Source organism: Plantactinospora sp. B24E8, assembly GCF_039871735.1.
Taxonomy (GTDB): Bacteria; Actinomycetota; Actinomycetes; order Mycobacteriales; family Micromonosporaceae; genus Plantactinospora.
Window position 1 is genome coordinate 492,006 of record NZ_JBDPMH010000001.1, and the last position, 19,805, is coordinate 511,810.

Below are 19,805 nucleotides of genomic sequence, written 5' to 3' on the forward strand. Positions count from 1 at the left end.
CGGGGCCAGGTGCTTTCGATCTGCGGCAGAAGTCATGTGCGGAATGCGGGTCCTGGGTGTTCGATCTGCCGGCCCTGTGGTGCCCGCTCCCGCTCCCGCTCCCGCTCCCGGTTCCGGTCCCGGCACCGACGTCGGTCGGGACGATGGCACGGGCGCCCGCCGAGAAGCATCACTGCCGGTTCAACGTTATGCCTCAGCGGCATAAATATGACTCGGTGGCATGTCGCCCGACCGGCATGTGTCGACCGGAGGTCTGGCGATCAGGGCGTCGGCCGGTCCGACGGCAGACGGTAGACCGAGACGTGGGACCGGGACTCGGCGGTGAACTCGGCACCGGCCCAGTCCGCGTACCGGCTCTCCAGCTCGAAGCCGGCCAACCGCGCCATCAGGTCCAGTTCGGCGGGCCAGATGTAACGGTGCGGGCTGCGGAACAGCCGGGCGTCGGTGTTGTCGCCGAACCGGAAGTGGTGCGACACCACCTGCTGCCGCAGCACGTCGTAGGTGTCCAGTCCGACGTACCCGGCCTCGGAGCGCCAGACCACGGCCTGCTGACCCGGTGGCAGCTTGCGCAGCTCCGGCACCCACAGCTCGACCACGAACCGGCCGCCCGGGCCGAGGTGCCGGGCCGCGTTGCGGAAGCACGCCACCTGGCCCTCCTGGGTCAGCAGGTTGGAGATGGTGTTGTAGACGAGGTAGACGAGGGTGAACTCGCCGGGCGCCCCGGTACTCGCCATGTCGCCGACGACCACCGGGATCGTCGCCTCGTCCACCTTCGTCCGGAGCTGGTCGACCATCGGCTGGGACAGCTCGATGCCGGTGATCGGTACGCCCCGCGCGGCGAGCGGTACGGCGACCCGCCCGGTGCCGATGGCGAACTCCAGCGCCGCCCCGCCATCGGCCAGTTCGGCGAGCCGGTCCACCGCCGGTCCCAGCACCTCGGGCGCGAACATGCCGGTGCCCGGAGTGTCGTACCGTCGGGCGCTCTCGGCGTCCCAGATCTCGTCCTGCCACATGCCGACCACGGTTGCCGGCCGAGCCGGCGCTGTCCACCGTTTATCAGGCCGGTCCCCGGGCGTGGCGGCCTGATCAGGCGGGCAGGTCGAGCACCTCCCGCCAGACCTCCGGGCTCACGTCGTTGCCCCACAGCACGCCGTGACCGCTGTCGCCGGCGATCACGGCCATGGTGCGGACCGGAAGATCTGGTCGAGCCACGACGGCACCGCGCCGGTCCGGAGCAGTTCCACGATCGTCGGGACGACCTCGTCCCGGTATCGCCGGTCGTCGAAGACGAAGATCTCGGCATTCGTGCCCACCGTTCCACCTCCGGAGGGTGATCATGCCCGACCGGGTCATGGCTGGCGCGGCGTTTCCGGTCGCGCCTCACGTGCCCCAGCGACGGTTGCGCCTCAGATGCTGTGGCGACGGTTGCGTTCGATGTCGAGGCGGGGCCTGGCCCAGGCGAGGAAGCGCTGGTAGAGCTGGCCGGTGTCGGGGCCCGGGTCGGGGTTGAGCCGGTACAAATCGTCCACGGCGGCCTGCAGCATCGTCGCCAGATAAACGTGCAGTGCGACCGGGTCGTCGACGTACTCGACGGTGAGCAGGCTGCGGGCGGCCAGGCAGGGCCAGTCGACGACACAGACTCGGCAGAGCCAGAGCGGACGTTGCGGCAGGTGCGTGTTCGCCGCTACGGCCGGCTTCCTGGCGTACGGGTTTCTGGGGTCCGACGGTCCTCCGCTGCGGTCGGCGGCTGTCATCGCGCCGTATCCCGGAACCGGAAGCGGAAATGACCCGCGTTGCGGGCTCGGGTCGGGCCGGGGCAGACCAGGAAATTCCACCACTCCTCCTTTCCCCGGATGTGGAAGCGGGGGCCGTCTCGGGTGGGGGAGAGGGGATTCCCGACGGCCCCCGCGCGGTTCCATCCGTCCTTCACCTGAACCCGGATCCGAATGGTCCCGCTGCCCACACTCTGCTATGGACATTGCGCCCCGGACTAGCAAAGATGGATGACTGTGGTTGTTCCGAGGGGGCCGGGACGAGTCATGTGGGCAGCCTGTGGTGGGCGCCGGGAAATTTGTGGAAACGATGGGGGATTACTCATGGGTATGTCGGCGGCGGAATTCCTGCTCGACGAGTTACGGCACGTACGTCTGGCCCTGAATCTCAGCCAGGAGGAGTTCGGAAAACTGATCAACTATTCCGGTTCACATGTCGGCTCGGTGGAGAATGGCAGCCGGGCGCCGAAGGAGGACTACCTCGCCGCGATCGACAAGCACTTCCACACCGGCGGGATCTTCGTCCGGATGTTGCGGAAGGTCATCGTCTTCGACGTCGTACCGCCCTGGTTCCGGGAGTGGGCCCGCAACGAGCTGCGGGCGGTCTTCCTCCGCTGGTTCGAGCTGGCCTTCGTCCCCGGCCTGCTGCAGACCGAGGCGTACGCCCGGGCGGTCGTCTCCGCCGACAACCGGTTGACCCCGGAGCAGGTCGACGTCCTGGTCGCGGACCGGTTGAAGTGGCAGGCGCGGCTCGACGACAAGAGTCTGGCCCAGGTGGTGACGGTGCTGGACGAGGCGGTGCTGCACCGCGCCATCGGTGGCGCGGCGGTGATGCGGGAGCAACTGCTCCACCTGGCCCGGCTCAACCAGGAGCATCCCCGGGTGCGGATCCAGGTGGTGCCGGCCACCGTCGGTGCCTATCCCGGGCTGGACGGGCCACTCATCATCGCGACCCTGCCGGAGAACGACGAAGTCGTATACCTTGAGAGCCGGATCAAGGGCCAGGTGCTCAGCCGCCCCGACGACGTGGCCGAGGTGCGCAAGCACTGGGAGGACATCCTGGCCGAGGCCCTGCCCCCGACCCAGTCGACCGAGCTGATCCTGGAGGTGGCCGAGCGATGGACCTGACCGGGGCCCGCTGGCGCAAGAGCAGCCGCAGCAACTCGACTGGCGCGTGTGTGGAGGTGGCGGACAACCTGCCCGGGGTGGTCGGGGTACGGGACAGCAAGGACCCGGACGGTCCGGCCCTGGCCTTCACCCCCTCCGCTTGGCGGTCGTTTGTCGCCGGCAACCGCCGTTAGCGCCGCCTGGGGGGCCGGATTCGCGGGCTGCCGTACTAGGCTCGCGCGATGCGGATCATCGATGGCGCGGGTGTGTGGACGCCGACCCCCACCGAACAGGCGAACGACTGGGTGGAGCACCTGAGGGTGCCGGCCCTGTCGGTGGGCACGTACTGCATTCCGGCCGGCGGGGTCGACGACCAGAGCCCACACACCGAGGACGAGATCTACGTGGTCACCACCGGACGGGCCACGATCGTGACACCCGACGGCACGGCCGAGGTACGTCCCGGCTCGGTGATCTTCGTGCCGGCCGGTGAGGAGCACCGGTTCGTCGAGGTGACCGAGGACCTGACCCTGCTGGTGGTGTTCGGCCCGGCGTACGGCTCACTCGCGCCGGACCGGTAGATTCCGGCGACCCTCCCGGCGCAGCCTGGCCCAGGAGGGTCGGGGCCGTTCGTGGATCGCGGCGACGAGACGTGGTTCCGACCGGTCAGGCCGCCGGCCCACCCAGGTGACGCGACAGCTCCCACGGGTCGTGCGCGGAGAAGACCGACACCTCGTTCCCGTGGTCGCGGACGAGTTCCCGCAGCCGCGCCTGGGTGCCGAGCCGGAGGTCGTGGTGCACCTCCGAGCGGCACTGCACGATGTCCAGCATCGGATGCGGGTGATGGTCCCGGTCGAGTTCCCGGTGGTAGTAGTACGCGTCGCCACAGTGCAGCAGCCAGCGGTCGCCGTCGCGTACCGCCACTCCGGTGTGGCCGACGGTGTGCCCACCGAGCGGAATCAGCCGGATCTCCGGCGGGAGCCCCTCCGGCTGGATCGAGGTGAAGCCGTACCAGTCCGGGCCGGGGCCGGTCGGGTAGGTGACCCACTTCGGCCCGTGCGCCCAGTGCGCCGGGCGGTACCGCAGGCTCGGCGCCTCCGCGAGCGCGGCGTCGAGTTCGGCGGCGAGGACGTGCACCCGCGCGTCCGGAAAGTCGGGCAGGCCGCCGCAGTGGTCCACGTCGAGATGGGTCACGAGGATGTGGCGTACGTCGTCGGGCGAGTAGCCGAGCCGCGCGAGCTGTCGTACCGCCGTCTCCTCCTCGTCGAGCACCGGCTGGACCATCTCGACCCAGCCGGCGTCGAGACTGCCGCCCGGATTCCGTACGTCGTCGAGCCCGAGACCGGTCTCGACCAGGACCAGGCCGGCGGAATCGGTCTCGACCAGCAGACAGTGGTTGACGGCCGGCGCGGGGGCCGGGCCCTCGTAGGTGGCCTCGATCTGCCGCATCGAGCCACAGTTCAGGTGATGAATCTTCACGCCGGCTACCCTCTGACTTGAACCGCGATTCAAGTCAAGGAGGCGGGATGAGCGAGGCACTGCTGGACATCGCCGAGGTGGCCGAGCGGGCCGGGGTGACCCCCTCCGCGTTGCGGTTCTACGAGCGGCGGGCGCTGATCTCGCCAGCCGGGCGCCGGGGGCTGCGCCGCACCTACCGGGCGGACGTGCTCGAACGCCTGACGTTCATCGCCTGCGCCCAGAACGCCGGATTCACCATCGCCGAGATCGCCCGGTTCCTGGTCTCCACCCCGGACGACACCCAGCTCCGGGCGCGGATGGCGGGGAAGGCACGCGAACTGGACGAGAACATCCAGCGGCTCAACCGGATGCGGGCGAGCCTGGAACACGCCTCGACCTGCCTGCACGAACTGCTGGTCGAGTGTCCCGCGTTCCGGGCCGCCCTCGTCCGTCCCGGTACCGGCGATCCCGCCCGGTCCGACTGACCCGCACCTGCCCCCGCAGCCCTGCCCCCGCAGCTGACCCGCAGCCCTGCCCCCGCAGCTGACGCCGAGCGTGCCGTCGGCCGACCCCGGATCAGCCGGTGACGTGCAGGATTACGTCGGCTCCGTCGACGGTCGGCTGGTCGAGCGGGAAGTAACCCTGCTGCGGAACGGGGTCCGTACGGGTCCGCGCTGGGGACACCTCGGCGGCCGGGAGCAGGCCCCAGCCGGTGAAACGGCGTTGCAGCTGACCCTCGAAGGTCTCCGGCTCCGGCTCGCCCAGGTTGATGACCGCACTGCGCCCGAGACTGCCGGCGACAAAAAGGTAGCCCTCGGTCCGCAGCGAGTCGACGATCGCCCCGGCGCCGAACCACCGGGCGCTGTGGTCGCCCAGAGTCCAGGCGCTACCGTTGCGTTGCAGGTGGAGGTTGTGGGCGGAGACCATCGTCGGGCCGCGCCCCGCCTCGACGCCGCGGATGTCGAACAGGTTCCGCGCCATCAACGTGTCCCGGGTCGCCAGCAGCAGGGTGATCCGATCGCCCTGCTTGAGCGGCTGCGCCGCCTGCCAGTGGTAGTGGAGCAGCCAGCGGCCGGCCGCCAGGTGCGTCCTGGCCCGGAGCCACTCGGCACGTGAGGTCGCCGCGACCAGCTCCGGTGCGTGGGCGTAGAGCTTCGTGCGCAGGTCCTCGCCGATGCTCCGCAGCCGCTCCGCCTCCGGGGTGGCACCCATGGACTGCGTGAAGTCGAGGATCGCCTCGTCGCGGCTCCAGCGGTGGTCGTCGCCGGCAACACCCGCGATGTCGAGGTTGTCGATCCGGAGATAGTCGCGGGCGTACTCGAAATAACTCCTCGGGCTGGGTGCGCTGGTGTTCTCGGTCGGGGCGTCGAAACCGTGGAAGGTCAGGCGCTCGGTTGACGGCCGGTCCCGATTGTGGTCCCGCATCCAGGCGACCAGCCGCCGGTTGGCCTCGTGCGTGCCGAAGTTGTGGCTGAAGCCCTCGGCCAGCACCGAGTCGAGGTTCCCGGTGCCGTGCAGCACGTAGTCGTTGACCGCGTACCCGGCCACCCGGTCCGTTTCCAGGGCGATCGACCGGAAGCCCTGCCCGACCAGCTGGGCGAAGAGTTCGTTGCGGACCGCGCCGAAGGCGGGCTCCTGGTGGGTCGGCTCGCCGAGGGCGAGAAGGTCACATGACTCGGGTACGAAAGCGCGAATGTCCTGGCTCATGTGGCTCAAACGTACCGTTGAAGGTTCGGTGGAGACTCTCGGCGGAGAAGCCAGCATGCTGGCGCGGTAAAGTTTCAAACCGTGCGACCAGCCGACCTGGCCCGCGAGCACGGCCTGTCGACCCAGGCGGTCCGCAACTACGAGCGGGACGGGTTCATCCCGCCGGCCGACCGCACCCCCAGCGGTTACCGGATCTACACCGAGGTGCACGCCGCCGCGCTCCGCGCCTATCTGGCGCTCGTCGCGGCGTACGGGCACCGCGCCGCAGGTCAGATCATGAACGCGCTGCACGACAACGCACTCGACGACGCGCTGATCGTCATCGACCGTGGGCACGGCCAGCTGCTGCGCGACCGGGAAACCCTCGACGCGGTACGGGAGGCGGTCGGGACCCTGCCCGCCACACCGGAGACCACCGCCGGACCCGGCGTGGTGTGGAGCATCGGCGAACTCGCACGCCGGCTCCGGGTCACCCCGGCCACCCTGCGTACCTGGGAGAGTGTCGGCATCCTCGCCCCGGTACGCGATCCGGCCACCGGCTACCGGGTGTTCCGGGCGGCCGACGTCCGTGACGCCGAACTGGCCCATCTGTTGCGGCGCGGAGGATATCCGTTGGAGCACATCGCGACCGTGGTCCAGCAGATCCGCACGGCGGGCGGCACGGAGTCGCTCGCCCGCGCCCTGGACGACTGGCAGCGCCGGCTCACCGCGCGGGGCGTCGCGATGCTCGACGCCGCCGCCCGGCTCGGCCACTACCTGCGCCTCGCCGCGATCCGCTGACTCCGGCGGCCGGTCCGGGACCCGGTGGCCGGTCCGGGACCCGGCGGCCGGTCCGGGACCCGACGGACCCGTACCCCAGGATTCTGGACCGGATGGCGGAGGCACCTCGACCTGTCGCGCGGCAGCGGGGACCGTCGGATGCATGGAGATCTCGACATCAGTCGCCGCCGCCGGCAGCCACCCACGACACCGGCCGGCGATCCTGCACCGCTGGCCGAGCGCGCTCGGGCTGGCCGCCGCCGTAGCCGTGCTGGCCACCGGACCGGATCGGCAGACCCTGGCGATCACCGCCGTCGCGGCCACCCTCTGCTACCTCGGCGCCGCCGCGCTGGCCCGGCCCTGGGTCGCCTGGGCGGCGGTGCCCGGGTTCAGCCTGGTGATCGTCCTCAGTAGTCTTTTCAGCCTGCCCTGGTGGGTCGTGGCCGGGATCGCCGCCGCCATCCTGGTGGTCGTCGGACTGGTCGGGCGGGTGTCGTACCCGATCCTCACCGCCCAGACGGTGGCGGTGGCGGGCTACGGCGGGCTCGCGGTGGCCGCCGTCCTGGTCGCCCCGGAGGTCGGCCTGGTGCTGGCCGGTCTGGTCCTCGCCGCACACGGGATCTGGGACGCCGTTCACTACCGGCGGAACATCGTGGTGCCCCGGTCACTGGCCGAGGCCTGCATGCTGCTGGACGTGCCGCTCGGCCTCGGCTTCCTCGTCCTGGCGGCGGTCGGCTGACCGGCGCCGGCCACCGGAACGCCAGGTCGGGCCGGCCGGCGGCCGTTGCCCGGCGAGGCTGCTCGCGAAACTCGACCGGTAGAGCGACGGGGTGACGCCGTACCGGTCGACGAACGCCTGCCGCAGCGCCTCCGCCGAGGTGAAACCGCAGCGGGCGGCGACCCGGGCCAGTGGCAGCCGGCTCGACACCAGCAACTGGGCTGCCGCCTCCAGGCGGACCGTGCGGACGTACCGGGCCGGGGTCTGGCCGAGGTGGGCGACAAAAAGCCGGGTCAGATGCCGTTCGCTGACCGCCGCCCGGGTGGCGAGCGCAGACAGGCTCAGGTCCGCGTCCGGTGTCTCGCGGATCAGCGTGACGAGGTCGCGTACCAGGTCGTCGTCGGGTGCCGGCGCCGCGAGGAACATGCTCATCTGCGCCTGGTTGCCCGGCCGTTGCAGGTACGTCACCAGCCCGCGCGCCACGTGCCGGGCCACCTCGCCGCCGAGGTCCTCCTCGACGAAGGCCAACGCCAGGTCGAGTGCGCTGGTGACCCCGGCGGCGGTGGTCAGATCGCCGTCCCGGATGTAGATCGGCGCCGGATCGACCTCGACGGCGGGGTACCGGGCGGCGAGCAGGTCGGCGAACATCCAGTGGGTGGTGGCCCGGTGGCCGTCGAGCAGCCCGGTCGCGGCGAGGATCCAGGCACCGGTACAGACCGAGGCGACCCGTCGGGTCTCCCGGGCCAGTCGGCGTACGTGTGCGACGAGCCGATGGTCGTCGGCGGCGGCGACCGCACCCTCCCCGCCGGCGACGATCATCGTGTCGATCGGGCCGCGCAGCCGCTCGATCGGTGCCTGCGCGTTCAGGGTCAACCCCGACTGGCAGGTGATCGGCTGGCCGGCCGGTGACACGACCAGGGTCTGGTAGTGCCGACCGGCCCGGTTCGCGTAGTCGAACGTGGTGGTCAGGCAGGCGAGGTCCAACAGCTCGGTCCCGGGATAGCCGACGACGACAACGGTTCGGGGCTTCTCCACCGGCGTCGTCACGACTGCTCCCGGTGAACCGGCCGGCCGACCCCGGCACCGGCGGCGAGTAGCACCCGCACGATCTCCGCGTTCCCCTGCACACTCGCCCGGTAGAGCAGGGTGCTGCCGTCCCGGTCCCGTCGGTTCGGGTCGGCTCCACCGCGTAACAACCGTGCCACCTGCGCCGAGGTGCCCCAGACGACCGCGCTCATCAGACGCTTCTGCGATTTCTTGCGCTTCCGGGCGTTCACGGGCACCAGCTTGCCGCATCACCGCACCACCCGGATATCGACATACGCGGGATCCGCAACCTGGTCCAGACCGGGCGACGCGGCTAAGGTAACCGGTCATGTCGGGAGGAACAGGCCGGGTGCCCGCGCTCCTGGCGGCCGGCCTTGCCGCCGCGGCCTGCTGTGGCTGCTTCTCCGACTGGTTGTCCTGGTGGCAGGCGGTCGCCGTCGCCGCCGTCGCCCCGCTGCTCGTCCTGCTGCTCCGGCAGCCGGACGGCCGGTGGCGGATCGCCGACACCAGCACCGGTCAACGCTGGTGACCGCCCCGCCCCGCCGGGTCCCCGGCGACCTGCTGGTGCACCTGCGCCGGGCCCGCGACCACGCCGACCGTCACTACACCGAGCCACTCGACCTCGCGACCCTCGCCGCCGTCGCCGGCCTGAGCAGGTTCCACTTCCAACGGCTCTTCACCGCGACGTACGGTGTCTCGCCCGCCGCCCACCTGTCCCGCCGTCGGGTCGAACGCGCCCAGGACCTGCTCCGGTCCACCAACCTGACGGTCACCGAGGTCTGCCAGGCGGTCGGCTTCGCCAGCCTCGGCTCGTTCAGCAGCCGGTTCCGGGAACTGGTCGGGGAGACGCCGAGCGAGTTCCAGCGTCGCTGGGCGGCGAAGGGCGCACCCCGGATCCCCGGCTGTTTCGTCTTCATGTGGGGTCTGGCCGAGCGGCGCGACCGCGCAACCGAGGAGAAGCCCGGGACCGGCGGCACCTCCTAGCCTCGGTCACATGATTACCAACATCTCCATCACCAGCGTCTTCGTGAAGGACATCGACGCGTCCAAGGCGTTCTACCTCGACGTACTCGGCTTCGCCGAACACACCGACATCACGCTCGGCGACGGATACCGCTGGTGCACCGTCAAGCACCCGAACCAGCCGGAGCTGCAGGTCCACCTGACCATTCCGGGGCCGCCGTACTCGCCCGAGATGGTCGACGCGATCAACCGGGCCATGGACGACGGCGGCACCTTCGCCCTCGGCCTCAGCGTCGACGACTGCCGGAAGACGTACGACGATCTCCGAGCCAAGGGCGTCGAGTTCATCAACCCGCCGGAGGACCGCCCGTACGGGGTCGAGGCGGTCGCCCGGGACAACTCCGGCAACTGGATGGTCCTGGTCGAATCCCGGGAGTTCACCCCGGCCGACTTCGACTGACGGTGCGGGGCCGCCCCGCCCGGTGCGCGGCGGCCCGTCAGCCGGGCTGCCGTCAGGCGTACTGGAGGTCGGCGGTGGTGATCGTGGTGGCGGTCATGGTGAAGCGGTAGTGGGCCCGCCAGCCGGCCGAGCCACCGGGCGCCCAGTGCACCAGCAGGTCCTGGCCGCCGGGTTTCGCCGCCACCTCCAGCACCCGCAGCGTGCCGCCGATCACCTCGGCGTCGGCCCAGGCGCGGATCGCGTCCCGGCCCTCGATCCGTCGATTCACGTCGACGACCAGCCCGTCCGGGGCGAACGCGGCGACGAGCGCGTCCAGGTCGCCGGCGTTCACCGCGTCGACGTACGCCTGGGCCGGCCCGGCCACCGCCGGACCCGATCCGGGGGCTGCGGTGGCCGGCCCGTCGGAGCCAGCCGGGCGGGAGGCGCTGGTCGCCCCCGTACGCTCCGCCGTGGAACCAGCGCACCCGGCGACCAGGACGCCCGCGACCACGAGCGGGCCGACCAGCCGGTATCCGTGCCCCAACCGCCGGGCAGCGGTGTTGGACCAGTTCATCACCGTCTCCTCTCGACGCGACGAGCGTGCCGGACGACGACCCGGCTGGTCCAAGACCTGCGTCGATAACCGGCGGTTATCCCACGACGGGCGTGCCGAGCGAACGTCGTACCGCCTCGACCAGGGTGTGCAGCAGCGGGCGGCGGTCGTCGGCCCGCCAGGCGAGCACAAGTTCGCTGGGGGTCACCCCGGTCACCGGCCGGGTGGTGACCCCGTCCCGGGTGACCAGCGGTTTGTTGCCGGCCGCGACCAGGCACACCCCGAGCCCGGCAACCAGCGCCTCGACCACCTCCTCCGCGTTCGCCACCTCGGCGCCGACCACCGGCGGCCGGCCGGCCCGGGCCTCGACGGCCAGCCAGTGGTCCCGCAGGCCGCCGCTGCCGGCTGGCAGCGCCAGGAACGGCTCGTCGAGCAGGTCGCCGATGTCGACGCTGGTCCGTCCGGCGAGCCGGTGACCGGCCGGCAGTGCCACCAGCCGTGGCTCGCTGGTCACGGTCAGCCAGCGGTAGCGCGCCGGATCCGGCATCGGCAGCCAGACGAACGCGGCGTCGGTCCGGGCCGGCCCGTCGGCCGCCAGCCCGCCGGTCGGGTCGTCCCACGGCACCTGCCGCAGCCGTAGTTCGGCCTGTGGTGCGGCGGTGCCGAACCGGGCCCGCACCGCCGGTAGCAGGCCCCGTCCCACGCCCGTACTCATGCCGACCACCAGGGTGGCCGCCTGGACCGCGGCTGCGACCGCGACCGCCTCCACACCCTGCCGCCACCCGTCGAGGAGGGCCCGGGCGGTCGGCAGCAACGCCGTACCGGCCGGGGTCAACCGCACCTCGCGGTGGTCCCGCTCGAACAGCGGTGTCCGCAGTTGCGCCTCCAGGGTGCGGATCTGCCTGGAGAGCGCGGGCTGGCTGACGAACAGCGCCTCGGCGGCCCGGGTGAAATGCAGGTGCTCGGCCACGGCCACGAAATAGCGCAGGTCCCGCAGGTGCACGTCCATGCCATCTGGTTATCACGACAGGTATTGGTTCCCAAGGCGACGACCCCGGCAGGCTGGAGCCGTCCCGCACCGGGACTCATCCGCCAAGCACCGAGGAGCAGCATGAACCTGAGTACCCGCCGCGTCTGGCTGGTCACCGGAGCCGGCAGCGGCTTCGGCCGGGCACTCACCGAGGCCGCCGTCGCGGCCGGCGAGATCGTGGTGGCCACCGCCCGTCGCCCGGAAACCCTGCAGGCGTACGCCGACGCGCATCCCTCCCAGGTCGAGGTGTTGCCGCTCGACGTCACCGACAGTGGCGGGATACCTCTGCTGGTCGCCGACGTCGAGGCCCGCTATGGCCGGATCGACGTACTGGTCAACAACGCCGGCCGGGGTCAGGTCGGCGCGGTCGAGGAGACCACCGAGGCGGAGCTGCGGGACCTGTTCGAGCTGCACGTCTTCGGTCCGGCCGCGCTGGTCCGGGCGGTGCTGCCGGGGATGAGGTCGCGGGGCGGCGGTGCGATCGTGCAGATGTCGTCATTCGGTGGCCAGGTCGCGTACCCCGGGTTCTCCGCCTACTGCGCGACGAAGTTCGCGTTGGAGGGGTTCTCGGCGGCGCTGGCCGCCGAGGTCGCGCCGTTGGGCATCCGGGTCCTTGTTGTCGAGCCGGGCGCGTTCCGGACCAGCTTCTCCGGCGCCGGCCTGGTCGAGAGTGTGCCGATGCCGGCCTACCGGGCGACGGTCGGCCCCACCCGGGCAATGATCAAGGGTATCGACGGCACTCAGCCCGGCGACCCTGCGAAGGCCGCGGCGGCGATCCGGGCCGCCCTCGCCGCGGAGAACCCGCCGCTGCGGCTGCCGCTCGGTGACGACGCGGTCGACGGCATCCTGGACCATCTGGCGGCGGTGAGCGCCGAGGTCCGTGCCTGGGAGTCGACGTCCCGCGCCACCGGGTTCGCGGCGTCACCCGCCTGACAGGTACGCCGTCACACCGCTCAACCGACCGCCTCTGCCATCGCGCCGGACCGGGCGAGCGGACGAGGCTGGAGCAGGAACACCTTGGGGGCGACCCGTTCCATGCCACCGTCGCGGGCCACCACCAGACCGGCGGCGAAGTCGACGAGGTGCAGAGCCTCCTCATTGGTCAGACCCGTCAGGTCCATTACCACCGGAAAGCCCTGGCAGAAGTAGTGTCCGACGTAGAACACCTCGCTGTAGTTGCGCGGCCGTACCGTCTTGACCATGGGGTCAGTCTGCCCGGCGCGGCGCGGACGTCAAGTTGCCTGCTCACGGGCACGATCCGTGCGCGGAGGGGTCGGTACCCTGCCGACGGGTATGCTCACCGCCCGTGACGAACTCCGATATCACCCACGACGAGGACTTCGACGACGAGGACTTCGACGACGAGGACTTCGAGGACGAGGACTTCGAGGACGAGGACGACGAGGAGGAGTTCGACCCGGGCGAGACGTACGTCGCCGTCTGCCCGGTCGACCCCGAGTTGGCCCGCCAGGTCGTCGAACTGGCGGAGCTGAACTGGGACGACCGGGCGGCCGTCAACCGGGCGGTGCGCGGGTTCGGCTGGCGCGGCGGTAGGGCGGTACCGGTCGACGAGGGCCGGTTCGTCACTGCTCAGGGCCACGTCGGCTACGGCCACGACTGTCTCTACCTGCCGTTCGCCCACTGCTACCAGATTGACGGGGAGGTCTGGACAAAGGACTTCTGGGGGTCGCTGCCCGGCTGGTCCAGCGAGAAGGGCGCGTACCGGCCGGAGTTCGACGGGCATGTCGAAACCGCGGTCGCCCGGTTCACCGAGCTGCTCGGCCCGCCGGAGTCGGATGTCCGGGTCGAGGGCCGGAACGTCTCGGTCGGCTCCTACTCGTGGCGGTACGCCGCCTGGCGTCGGGGCGGCAACGTCATCGTCGTCGGGCAGACCCTGGACGGCTTCTCGTACAGCCAGTACGAGGAGGCGGTGGTCTACATCGGACGGTTGTCCGAGGAGGCTCCGCTGCCGGAGGGAGCCGAGTTCCGGAACTTCCTGAAGTGGTAGACCCCGCCACGGCAGGGCATGCGATCGCCACGTCCGGAGCCGTCGCTGGCGCGGTGCAGGCAAGTGCCTGGATCGCGGCTTCGATCTCCGGGCCGGGTGCGAAGCGGGCCGTCGGTAACGGCCCCGGGCCTCCGGACGGCCGGTGTCACGACCTGGGGAACCCTGTGCTGACGCTGGAGATTGTCAGGCGTTCGAATGCCGACCGTCGACCCAGTCGGTGATGAGCCGGCGTTCGGCGAAGAGCCAGCGCCCGCCCTGCCTGACGAAGGTGTCCTGGTACCGGATCGACATGACCATGAGGGTGCGCTGTCCCTCCTCGGTCCAGAGGTGGTGGGCCAGGCAGTAGGTTTCCCCGGTGGCGCGGTCACCGTCGACGGTCACCGTGCTCTGACCGTTGAAGTGGGTCGTCTTGTCGTAGTTTCCCAGCGAGGCGAAGGCCGCGGCCAGTTGGTCTCGACCGTTGAGGGTTTGCACCGGCTCGGTCGTGTCGGGCCCGCTGTCGTACACCGCGAGGCGGGCGTCGTCGGTGAAGAGTGCTGCCTGTCCCTGGGCGTCGCGTCGGTCCGCGAGGTGGGCGTAGGCGTCGACCAGCTCGCGGATCGCCAGCCGATCGGCAGCCTGCTTAGGCGACGGGTTGGGATTGCTCATGGTGGTTCCCCGTGCTCGGCGGGACGGTAGCCCGCGGTGCGTTGTCAGGGACGATACTGGTCCGCGCCGGTCCGGACCGGCCAACACGGATTACCTGGCACGGTGGCAGCCGCAGTCTGTGGCCCTGGTTCCGCTGCCGGGATCCCCGAAGGCCGGTCTGGTGTTGATCAAGTCTGAGAACCGCCTCCGCGGCTCGGCGGGGGCTTCCAAACCCTGCCGACCGTCGGGCTGGCGCGGGAGCGCGACGGGATCGGTGATCCGGGTTGGTGTCCGGGTTGTTGGTGCTGGTCAGCCGGTGGTGGTGAGGTCCGTCGTGGCGGCCAGGTCGGTCACCACGTCCACCATCCGGCGCAGTGTGGGCGAGGTGTTGTCGGACCGCCAGACCATCTCGGTGGGCATGGTCTCCCCGGCGAGCGGTATGAACACCACGCCGGTACGGCGCAGGTTGTGCGCCGACCAACCCAGCCGGGTGATCCCGACGCCCGCCGCGACGAGGCCGAGCAGCCCCTGAACGCTGGCGTCCCGGGCGACGATGTCGGGGGTGAACCCGGCGGCGCGGAAGTTCTCGTCGAACGCCCGGTGCCAGGGTTCCCAGGCGCTGCGCGGGGTCATCACCCAACGTTCGTTCGCCAGTTCGGACAGGGTCAGCTCGGTGCGGTCCGCGAGGGGGTGCCCCTGGGGCAGGACGACGCACACCTGTTCGGTGGCCACGGTGCGGGCGGCAAGGCCGGGGACCTGCGGCGGGCGGGTGAACGCGAGGTCGTACCGGCCGTCGAGCAGGCCTTCGACGAGCGGCCCGATGGTGGTCTGCTCGGTGCTGAGTCGCAGGTTGGGGAGAAGCTGCCGGGCGGCCCGGACCACCGGCGGGAGCAGATGATTCGCGGTGGTGGCCAGGAAGACCAGGCGGAGCTGGCCGATCTCGCCGCGGACGGCCCGGCGGACCACGGCGACGGCCTCGTCGGCGCGGTCCAGCACCGCGCGCGCCTCGGGCAGGAACAACGCCCCCGTATCGGTAAGTCTGGTACCCCGGGTGTCTCGGCTGAACAGTTTTGCGCCGAGAATCCGCTCCAACGCGTTGATCTGCTGCGACAGCGACTGCTGCGTGATCATCAGTCGGGCGGCGGCACGGGTGAAGCTCGACTCCTCGGCGACGGCGACGAAGTACCGGAGCTGCCGAAGATCAGGGGTCACAGGCCGAGCCTACCGCCGTACCAGGTAACCCGTGTTGGCCGTCGCCAACCATTCGCCGGCAGCATCGTTCGTGTTCAGGACGAACACGTAATCGGCAATAACCACGTTAGAGGGCATGGGAATGACGAATTCAAGGCAGGGTCGCGTCTGGTTGATCACGGGCTGCTCGACCGGGTTCGGCCGGCAGGTCGCACTGGCCGCGTTGGCCGCCGGCGACCAGGTCATGGCCACCGCACGTCGTCCGGAGACGCTCGCCGACCTTCCGGAGATTGGCGGCGACCGGGTCAGGACAACGGCGCTGGACGTCACGGACCCGGCATCCGTCCAGGCCGCGGTAAAGGCGACGGTGGCGGCGTTCGGTCGCATCGACGTCCTGGTGAACAATGCCGGATTCACCATGATCGGGGCCGTCGAGGAAACCTCGATGGACCAGCTGCGCTCGCTGATGGAGGTCAATTTCTTCGGGGCTGCGGAGGTCACCAAGGCGATTGTTCCCCTCATGCGCGAGCAGGGGAGCGGGACGATCGTGCAGATGAGCTCCCTGGGTGGCCGGATGACCTACCCGGGGCTGGGCGGCTACGACGCCGCGAAGCACGCGCTCGAGGCGTTCAGCGAGGCGCTGTCGAGTGAACTGGCCCCCCTGGGCGTCCGGGTACTGCTGGTGGAACCGGGCATGTTCCGCACCAAGATCACCAACAACATGGTTCTGGCTATCGAGAACCCGGCCTACCAGGCGAGTTCGGGAGGTCTCCGGCAGATGGTCGCGGGGATCGCGGGCAACGAACCGGGTGACCCCGCGAAGGCCGCCGCGGCCATCATCAAGGTGCTCGACGCCGAGAACCCGCCGCTCCGCCTCGTACTCGGCGGCGACGCGGTCGATGCGCTGCGTGCCCACCACGAGTCCCTGCTGGCCGACATGGTCACCTGGGAGACGCTCAGCCGCTCGACGGCGATGTCGTGAGTCGGTAACCGCCTCTCGGCGACCGGCGCCACATGGTGGCCGCTCCGGACAACGTCGATGGCAGAACAGACACGCAGGAACAGGTTGCGTTGATCATCCCATCATCCTCCGGCTCCGGTCTGGCGGTGGCCGCCGACGATCGGGTGACGGTCCACCGCCGACCCGGCCGAAAATCCAAGGAGACATTGATATGCCCAGTCCACAACAACCGATCGGCTCCGGCTTCGGGGCCGCGTCCACCGCTGCGGAGGTCATCAAGGGGATCGACCTGTCGGGCCGAACCGCGATCGTCACGGGCGGCCACTCCGGCCTCGGCCTGGAGACCACCCGCGCCCTGCGCTCTGCCGGCGCCACGGTTGTCGTCCCCGTGCGGTCCCCCGAACGTGCCCGCGACGTGCTTGCCGGAATCGACGGCGTGGAGATCGACCAGTTGGACCTGATGGATCGCGCCTCGATCGACGCGTTCGCCGACAGGTTCCTCGCCACCGGGCGGCCGCTGCACATCCTGGTCAACAGCGCGGGGATCCAGAACGTGCCGCTGACCCGGGACGCCCACGGGTACGAGGCGCAGTTCGCGACGAACCACCTGGGACATTTCCAACTGACCACACGGCTCTGGCCCGCCCTGCGCCGGGCCAGGGGCGCCCGGGTGGTCACGGTTTCGGCCTGGGCCCACAACCTCTCGCCCGTGGTGTTCGACGACCCGAACTTCGAACAACGCGAGTACGACGGCTGGCTGGGTTACGGCCAGTCGAAGACGGCCAACATCCTGTTCACGGTCGGGCTGGACCAGCGCGGTGAGGCCGATGACATCCGGGGCTTCGCCCTGCACCCCGGTTTGATCATCGGCACGAACCTCAGCCCGTGGACCACACCGGAGTACCTGCGTACGAACAACCTCGTTGACGAGCACGGCAACCGTGTCGTCGACCCGGAGTCGGGCCGCAAGACTGCCGAACAGGGGGCGTCGACCATCGTTTGGTGCGCCACCGCTCCGCAGCTCGACGGCATGGGCGGTGTCTACTGCGAGAACAACGAGATCTCCCCGCTACTCACCTCGGATCAGGAAACCATCGACGTGATGACGGGTCGGGTGGAAACAGCCGTCGGGGTAAGGCCCTACGCCGTCGACCCGCAGCTCGCCGACCGCCTGTGGAACCTGAGTGAACAGCTGACCAACAGCAGGATCCAGTAGCGGCGCCTCGTCCGAACCCGCGTTCATCGCCGCTGACCCGCACCGGCGACGCCGTACCGCCGACGCCGCACCACCAGGCCCTACCGGCGGCGCGGTCTGCGGCGGTCCGGCGCGACCGGTCCGGCGTAAGGTGTGAAGCCGTGGACAACCCCTTGCAGAGCCGTACCCTGGCCGAACTCCGGGCGCGGACCAGCGAGAAGTGGCGGCGGTACGCGCCGGACGTACTCCCGGTCTGGGTCGCCGAGATGGACGTGCCACTCGCCGAACCGGTCGCCCGGGCGCTCACCGACGCGATCGCCCGCAGCGACACCGGCTACCCGATGGGTGAGGACTACCTCGACGCGCTCGCCGGGTTCGCCGGTCGGCGCTGGGGGTGGACCCCGGACATCGACCACGCCCGACTCGTGCCCGACGTGATGATCGGCATCGTCGAGGTGCTGAAGCTGGTCACCGGGCACGGCGACGCCGTGGTGATCAATCCGCCGGTCTACCCGCCGTTCTTCGACTTCATCGCCGGAGCTGACCGGCGGGTGGTCGAGGCGCCGCTCGGCGCCGACCACCGGCTCGACATGACGGCCCTGGAGCGGGCGTTCACCGGGGCGGTGGCGGGTGGACGCCGGGCCGCGTACCTGCTGTGCAGCCCGCAGAACCCGACCGGCACCGTGCACACCCGCGACGAACTGCGCACCGTCGCCGAACTCGCCGACCGGTACGGGGTACGGGTTGTCGTCGACGAGATCCACGCCCCGCTGGTGTACCCCGGGGCGACCTTCGTGCCGTACCTCTCGGTGCCCGGCGGCGAACGCGGATTCAGCCTGCTCTCCGCGTCGAAGGCGTGGAACCTGGCCGGGGTGAAGGCCGCGGTCGCGGTCGCCGGACCGGACGCCGCCGCCGACCTCGCCCGGATGCCGAAGGTGGCCGGCGACGGGGCGAGCCACTTCGGCGTGATCGCGCACAGCGCCGCACTCCGGTACGCCGAACCGTGGCTCGACGCGCTGCTCGCCGGCCTCGACCGGAACCGTCACCTGCTCGGCGACCTGCTCGCCGAACACCTGCCCGAGGTGTCGTACCGGCCACCGGACGGCACCTATCTGGCGTGGCTGGACTGCCGGGCCCTGGACCTGCCCGGCGATCCGGCGGAGGTGTTCCTCGACCGGGGGCGGGTCGCCCTGGTCTCCGGGCCGACGTTCGGCACCGGCGGTGTCGGGCACGCCCGGTTCAACCTGGCGACCTCGCCCGAGATCATCACCGAGGCGGTACGTCGGATGGCCACCGCCGCCCGCTCCTGACCCCGCCCGGGTCCCCGGGCACGCCGCGACACCAGGTTGTCGGTATGACGGCTGGTCGATGGCAGACTGCTCGGCATGGGCGGCGGGGAGTCGGCGACACTGCGGGTGTGGACCTGGCACGGCGTACGGCTGCATGGCGGTGGCAGCGGTGACGGTGGCCGGCCGGTGCTGCTGCTCCTGCACGGGATGGGCGCCACCGGCGGCGTCTGGTACGCCTGGTCCGACCTGCTCGCGTCTCGGTGGCCCGGTCGATGGCTCGCCCCCGACCTGCCCGGACACGGCGGCTCGGCGCCGCTCGACGAGTACACGTTCGACTCGCTGGCCGCCGCGGTCGCCGAGGTGCTCGACCCCGGTGACCGGGTGGTGGTGCTCGGGCACTCGCTCGGCGGGGTGGTCGGGCTGGCCCTGGCCGCCCGGCTCGGCGATCACCACGGCGTCGGGGCCACCGGTGGTGCCAACCGCGTCGGGGCCACCGGCGGTGCCGACCGTGCCCGGGTCGAGGCGGTGGTGGGGCTCGGCGTGAAGGTTGCCTGGACTCCGGACGAGTTGGCGAAGGCGGCGGCGCTGGCCGGCCGGCCCGTCGCCTGGTACGACTCCCGGGACGAGGCGGTTCGACGACACCTCCGGGTCTCCGGGTTGGCCGACCTGCTGACCGTTGGCGACTCCAGAGTGGACGCCGGGCTCCGGGTCGAGGACGGACGGTGGCGGCTCGCCATGGATCCACGCTGCTTCGCGGTCGGCGATCCGGAGATGGTGGACCGGCTGGCCCGCGTACCGGTGCCGGTACTGCTGGCCCGGGGCGAACACGATCCGATGGTCGGGGACGCGGACCTGGCCGCGTTCGGCATACCGGTCCGGACCCTGGCCGGGCTCGGACACAACGCGCATGTCGAGGACCCGGTCGCGGTGGCGGCGCTACTGGAGCCGTACGGCCTGATGCCGGCACGCTGAACACGCCGG

At 70.9% G+C, this 19,805-nt stretch carries 27 protein-coding genes; 15 read left to right on the forward strand and 12 right to left on the reverse strand.

Translation table 11 applies throughout. The annotated features are described in order from the left end of the window. Positions 1 to 260: 260 nt before the first annotated feature. From ABGB21_RS02315 to ABGB21_RS02325, 3 genes are all read right to left on the reverse strand, one after another. Positions 261 to 1,013, reverse strand: coding sequence for a class I SAM-dependent methyltransferase (locus ABGB21_RS02315; RefSeq protein ID WP_347654424.1), 753 nt, complete (start codon positions 1,011 to 1,013; stop codon positions 261 to 263). 159 nt (positions 1,014 to 1,172) lie between these two features. Beyond that, complete coding sequence (locus tag ABGB21_RS02320; protein WP_347654425.1) at positions 1,173 to 1,313, reverse strand: hypothetical protein; 141 nt, start codon at positions 1,311 to 1,313, stop codon at positions 1,173 to 1,175. A gap of 93 nt (positions 1,314 to 1,406) precedes the next feature. Beyond that, a complete protein-coding gene (locus ABGB21_RS02325) occupies positions 1,407 to 1,835 on the reverse strand; it encodes a hypothetical protein (RefSeq protein ID WP_347654426.1) in 429 nt (142 codons plus the stop codon). A 261-nt stretch (positions 1,836 to 2,096) separates the two neighbouring features. Here ABGB21_RS02325 and ABGB21_RS02330 point away from each other — a divergent pair, with 261 nt between their 5' ends. The 3 genes from ABGB21_RS02330 to ABGB21_RS02340 are packed head-to-tail and all read left to right on the forward strand — an operon-like array spanning position 2,097 to position 3,460. Continuing rightward, complete coding sequence (locus ABGB21_RS02330) at positions 2,097 to 2,900, forward strand: helix-turn-helix transcriptional regulator (RefSeq protein WP_347654427.1); 804 nt, start codon at positions 2,097 to 2,099, stop codon at positions 2,898 to 2,900. Then, positions 2,891 to 3,073 (forward strand): DUF397 domain-containing protein, encoded by a 183-nt coding sequence (locus tag ABGB21_RS02335; RefSeq protein ID WP_347676155.1) that lies wholly within the window; start codon positions 2,891 to 2,893, stop codon positions 3,071 to 3,073. The genes ABGB21_RS02330 and ABGB21_RS02335 overlap by 10 nt, the downstream gene beginning before the upstream one ends. A gap of 48 nt (positions 3,074 to 3,121) precedes the next feature. Further along, positions 3,122 to 3,460, forward strand: a complete 339-nt coding sequence (locus ABGB21_RS02340; protein ID WP_347676156.1) for a cupin domain-containing protein — start codon at positions 3,122 to 3,124, stop codon at positions 3,458 to 3,460. An 85-nt stretch (positions 3,461 to 3,545) separates the two neighbouring features. On the opposite strand, the gene ABGB21_RS02345 is transcribed toward ABGB21_RS02340, so the two are convergent. Then, a complete protein-coding gene (locus ABGB21_RS02345) occupies positions 3,546 to 4,358 on the reverse strand; it encodes an MBL fold metallo-hydrolase (RefSeq protein WP_347654430.1) in 813 nt (270 codons plus the stop codon). 47 nt (positions 4,359 to 4,405) lie between these two features. On the opposite strand from ABGB21_RS02345, the gene ABGB21_RS02350 reads away from it, so the two are divergent. Next, on the forward strand, positions 4,406 to 4,822 hold the full coding sequence (locus ABGB21_RS02350) for a MerR family transcriptional regulator (protein WP_347654431.1): 417 nt from the start codon (positions 4,406 to 4,408) through the stop codon (positions 4,820 to 4,822). Positions 4,823 to 4,913: 91 nt separating this feature from the next. Here the strand turns inward: ABGB21_RS02350 and ABGB21_RS02355 are convergent, their stop codons facing one another. Beyond that, positions 4,914 to 6,044 (reverse strand): erythromycin esterase family protein, encoded by a 1,131-nt coding sequence (locus ABGB21_RS02355; protein ID WP_347654432.1) that lies wholly within the window; start codon positions 6,042 to 6,044, stop codon positions 4,914 to 4,916. An 81-nt stretch (positions 6,045 to 6,125) separates the two neighbouring features. Between ABGB21_RS02355 and ABGB21_RS02360 the strand changes: the two genes are divergently transcribed. Together ABGB21_RS02360 and ABGB21_RS02365 are read left to right on the forward strand one after the other, a co-directional pair. After that, positions 6,126 to 6,824: a TioE family transcriptional regulator gene (locus tag ABGB21_RS02360; RefSeq protein WP_347654433.1), complete on the forward strand. Its 699-nt coding sequence runs from the start codon at positions 6,126 to 6,128 to the stop codon at positions 6,822 to 6,824. A 142-nt stretch (positions 6,825 to 6,966) separates the two neighbouring features. Next, a complete protein-coding gene (locus tag ABGB21_RS02365) occupies positions 6,967 to 7,542 on the forward strand; it encodes a hypothetical protein (protein ID WP_347654434.1) in 576 nt (191 codons plus the stop codon). On the opposite strand, the gene ABGB21_RS02370 is transcribed toward ABGB21_RS02365, so the two are convergent. Together ABGB21_RS02370 and ABGB21_RS02375 are read right to left on the reverse strand one after the other, a co-directional pair. Next, positions 7,468 to 8,568 carry a GlxA family transcriptional regulator gene (locus tag ABGB21_RS02370; RefSeq protein WP_347654435.1) on the reverse strand — a complete coding sequence of 367 codons (1,101 nt, stop codon included), beginning with the start codon at positions 8,566 to 8,568 and terminating at the stop codon, positions 7,468 to 7,470. The two genes, ABGB21_RS02365 and ABGB21_RS02370, sit on opposite strands and share 75 nt — an antisense overlap. Then, positions 8,565 to 8,798: an ankyrin repeat domain-containing protein gene (locus tag ABGB21_RS02375; RefSeq protein ID WP_347676157.1), complete on the reverse strand. Its 234-nt coding sequence runs from the start codon at positions 8,796 to 8,798 to the stop codon at positions 8,565 to 8,567. The genes ABGB21_RS02370 and ABGB21_RS02375 overlap by 4 nt, the downstream gene beginning before the upstream one ends. 119 nt (positions 8,799 to 8,917) lie before the next feature. Here ABGB21_RS02375 and ABGB21_RS02380 point away from each other — a divergent pair, with 119 nt between their 5' ends. The 3 genes from ABGB21_RS02380 to ABGB21_RS02390 are packed head-to-tail and all read left to right on the forward strand — an operon-like array spanning position 8,918 to position 9,991. Beyond that, the gene (locus ABGB21_RS02380; protein ID WP_347654437.1) at positions 8,918 to 9,097 is read left to right on the forward strand and encodes a hypothetical protein; all 180 of its coding nucleotides are present in this window, start codon (positions 8,918 to 8,920) and stop codon (positions 9,095 to 9,097) included. Next, positions 9,094 to 9,552 carry an AraC family transcriptional regulator gene (locus ABGB21_RS02385; protein ID WP_347654438.1) on the forward strand — a complete coding sequence of 153 codons (459 nt, stop codon included), beginning with the start codon at positions 9,094 to 9,096 and terminating at the stop codon, positions 9,550 to 9,552. The genes ABGB21_RS02380 and ABGB21_RS02385 overlap by 4 nt, the downstream gene beginning before the upstream one ends. Positions 9,553 to 9,562: 10 nt before the next feature. Beyond that, a complete protein-coding gene (locus ABGB21_RS02390) occupies positions 9,563 to 9,991 on the forward strand; it encodes a VOC family protein (protein WP_347654439.1) in 429 nt (142 codons plus the stop codon). A 52-nt stretch (positions 9,992 to 10,043) separates the two neighbouring features. Here the strand turns inward: ABGB21_RS02390 and ABGB21_RS02395 are convergent, their stop codons facing one another. Next, positions 10,044 to 10,544, reverse strand: coding sequence for a nuclear transport factor 2 family protein (locus ABGB21_RS02395; protein WP_347654440.1), 501 nt, complete (start codon positions 10,542 to 10,544; stop codon positions 10,044 to 10,046). Between the two features lie 76 nt (positions 10,545 to 10,620). Beyond that, positions 10,621 to 11,532 (reverse strand): LysR substrate-binding domain-containing protein, encoded by a 912-nt coding sequence (locus tag ABGB21_RS02400; protein ID WP_347654441.1) that lies wholly within the window; start codon positions 11,530 to 11,532, stop codon positions 10,621 to 10,623. Positions 11,533 to 11,634: 102 nt separating this feature from the next. Between ABGB21_RS02400 and ABGB21_RS02405 the strand changes: the two genes are divergently transcribed. Then, positions 11,635 to 12,486, forward strand: a complete 852-nt coding sequence (locus ABGB21_RS02405) for an oxidoreductase (RefSeq protein ID WP_347654442.1) — start codon at positions 11,635 to 11,637, stop codon at positions 12,484 to 12,486. 20 nt (positions 12,487 to 12,506) lie between these two features. Here the strand turns inward: ABGB21_RS02405 and ABGB21_RS02410 are convergent, their stop codons facing one another. Beyond that, positions 12,507 to 12,755 carry a cell division protein SepF gene (locus ABGB21_RS02410; protein ID WP_347654443.1) on the reverse strand — a complete coding sequence of 83 codons (249 nt, stop codon included), beginning with the start codon at positions 12,753 to 12,755 and terminating at the stop codon, positions 12,507 to 12,509. Positions 12,756 to 12,859: 104 nt separating this feature from the next. Here ABGB21_RS02410 and ABGB21_RS02415 point away from each other — a divergent pair, with 104 nt between their 5' ends. Then, on the forward strand, positions 12,860 to 13,561 hold the full coding sequence (locus ABGB21_RS02415; protein WP_347654444.1) for a hypothetical protein: 702 nt from the start codon (positions 12,860 to 12,862) through the stop codon (positions 13,559 to 13,561). Between the two features lie 183 nt (positions 13,562 to 13,744). Here ABGB21_RS02415 and ABGB21_RS02420 read toward each other — a convergent pair whose 3' ends face one another. Next, the gene (locus ABGB21_RS02420) at positions 13,745 to 14,209 is read right to left on the reverse strand and encodes a nuclear transport factor 2 family protein (protein ID WP_347654445.1); all 465 of its coding nucleotides are present in this window, start codon (positions 14,207 to 14,209) and stop codon (positions 13,745 to 13,747) included. Positions 14,210 to 14,497: 288 nt separating this feature from the next. After that, entirely contained in the window at positions 14,498 to 15,400 is a 903-nt protein-coding gene (locus tag ABGB21_RS02425; protein WP_347654446.1) for a LysR family transcriptional regulator, read from the reverse strand. A 115-nt stretch (positions 15,401 to 15,515) separates the two neighbouring features. Here ABGB21_RS02425 and ABGB21_RS02430 point away from each other — a divergent pair, with 115 nt between their 5' ends. From ABGB21_RS02430 to ABGB21_RS02445, 4 genes are all read left to right on the forward strand, one after another. Then, positions 15,516 to 16,361, forward strand: coding sequence for an oxidoreductase (locus tag ABGB21_RS02430; protein ID WP_347676159.1), 846 nt, complete (start codon positions 15,516 to 15,518; stop codon positions 16,359 to 16,361). A gap of 190 nt (positions 16,362 to 16,551) precedes the next feature. Continuing rightward, complete coding sequence (locus ABGB21_RS02435; RefSeq protein WP_347676161.1) at positions 16,552 to 17,556, forward strand: SDR family NAD(P)-dependent oxidoreductase; 1,005 nt, start codon at positions 16,552 to 16,554, stop codon at positions 17,554 to 17,556. Between the two features lie 140 nt (positions 17,557 to 17,696). Further along, complete coding sequence (locus ABGB21_RS02440) at positions 17,697 to 18,845, forward strand: aminotransferase class I/II-fold pyridoxal phosphate-dependent enzyme (RefSeq protein WP_347676163.1); 1,149 nt, start codon at positions 17,697 to 17,699, stop codon at positions 18,843 to 18,845. Between the two features lie 75 nt (positions 18,846 to 18,920). Continuing rightward, the gene (locus ABGB21_RS02445; protein ID WP_347676165.1) at positions 18,921 to 19,796 is read left to right on the forward strand and encodes an alpha/beta fold hydrolase; all 876 of its coding nucleotides are present in this window, start codon (positions 18,921 to 18,923) and stop codon (positions 19,794 to 19,796) included. Positions 19,797 to 19,805 lie beyond the last annotated feature (9 nt).

Excerpts from the sequence above, each read along its gene's own strand:
- ABGB21_RS02395 (WP_347654440.1), bottom strand. The coding sequence starts at position 10,544 with ATGAACTGGTCCAACACCGCTGCCCGGCGGTTGGGGCACGGATACCGG.
- ABGB21_RS02350 (WP_347654431.1), top strand. The coding sequence starts at position 4,406 with ATGAGCGAGGCACTGCTGGACATCGCCGAGGTGGCCGAGCGGGCCGGG.
- ABGB21_RS02405 (WP_347654442.1), top strand. The coding sequence starts at position 11,635 with ATGAACCTGAGTACCCGCCGCGTCTGGCTGGTCACCGGAGCCGGCAGC.
- ABGB21_RS02420 (WP_347654445.1), bottom strand. The coding sequence starts at position 14,209 with ATGAGCAATCCCAACCCGTCGCCTAAGCAGGCTGCCGATCGGCTGGCG.
- ABGB21_RS02335 (WP_347676155.1), top strand. The coding sequence starts at position 2,891 with ATGGACCTGACCGGGGCCCGCTGGCGCAAGAGCAGCCGCAGCAACTCG.
- ABGB21_RS02355 (WP_347654432.1), bottom strand. The coding sequence starts at position 6,044 with ATGAGCCAGGACATTCGCGCTTTCGTACCCGAGTCATGTGACCTTCTC.
- ABGB21_RS02430 (WP_347676159.1), top strand. The coding sequence starts at position 15,516 with ATGGGAATGACGAATTCAAGGCAGGGTCGCGTCTGGTTGATCACGGGC.
- ABGB21_RS02365 (WP_347654434.1), top strand. The coding sequence starts at position 6,967 with ATGGAGATCTCGACATCAGTCGCCGCCGCCGGCAGCCACCCACGACAC.
- ABGB21_RS02410 (WP_347654443.1), bottom strand. The coding sequence starts at position 12,755 with ATGGTCAAGACGGTACGGCCGCGCAACTACAGCGAGGTGTTCTACGTC.
- ABGB21_RS02435 (WP_347676161.1), top strand. The coding sequence starts at position 16,552 with ATGCCCAGTCCACAACAACCGATCGGCTCCGGCTTCGGGGCCGCGTCC.
- ABGB21_RS02445 (WP_347676165.1), top strand. The coding sequence starts at position 18,921 with ATGGGCGGCGGGGAGTCGGCGACACTGCGGGTGTGGACCTGGCACGGC.
- ABGB21_RS02340 (WP_347676156.1), top strand. The coding sequence starts at position 3,122 with ATGCGGATCATCGATGGCGCGGGTGTGTGGACGCCGACCCCCACCGAA.
- ABGB21_RS02390 (WP_347654439.1), top strand. The coding sequence starts at position 9,563 with ATGATTACCAACATCTCCATCACCAGCGTCTTCGTGAAGGACATCGAC.
- ABGB21_RS02330 (WP_347654427.1), top strand. The coding sequence starts at position 2,097 with ATGGGTATGTCGGCGGCGGAATTCCTGCTCGACGAGTTACGGCACGTA.
- ABGB21_RS02315 (WP_347654424.1), bottom strand. The coding sequence starts at position 1,013 with ATGTGGCAGGACGAGATCTGGGACGCCGAGAGCGCCCGACGGTACGAC.
- ABGB21_RS02400 (WP_347654441.1), bottom strand. The coding sequence starts at position 11,532 with ATGGACGTGCACCTGCGGGACCTGCGCTATTTCGTGGCCGTGGCCGAG.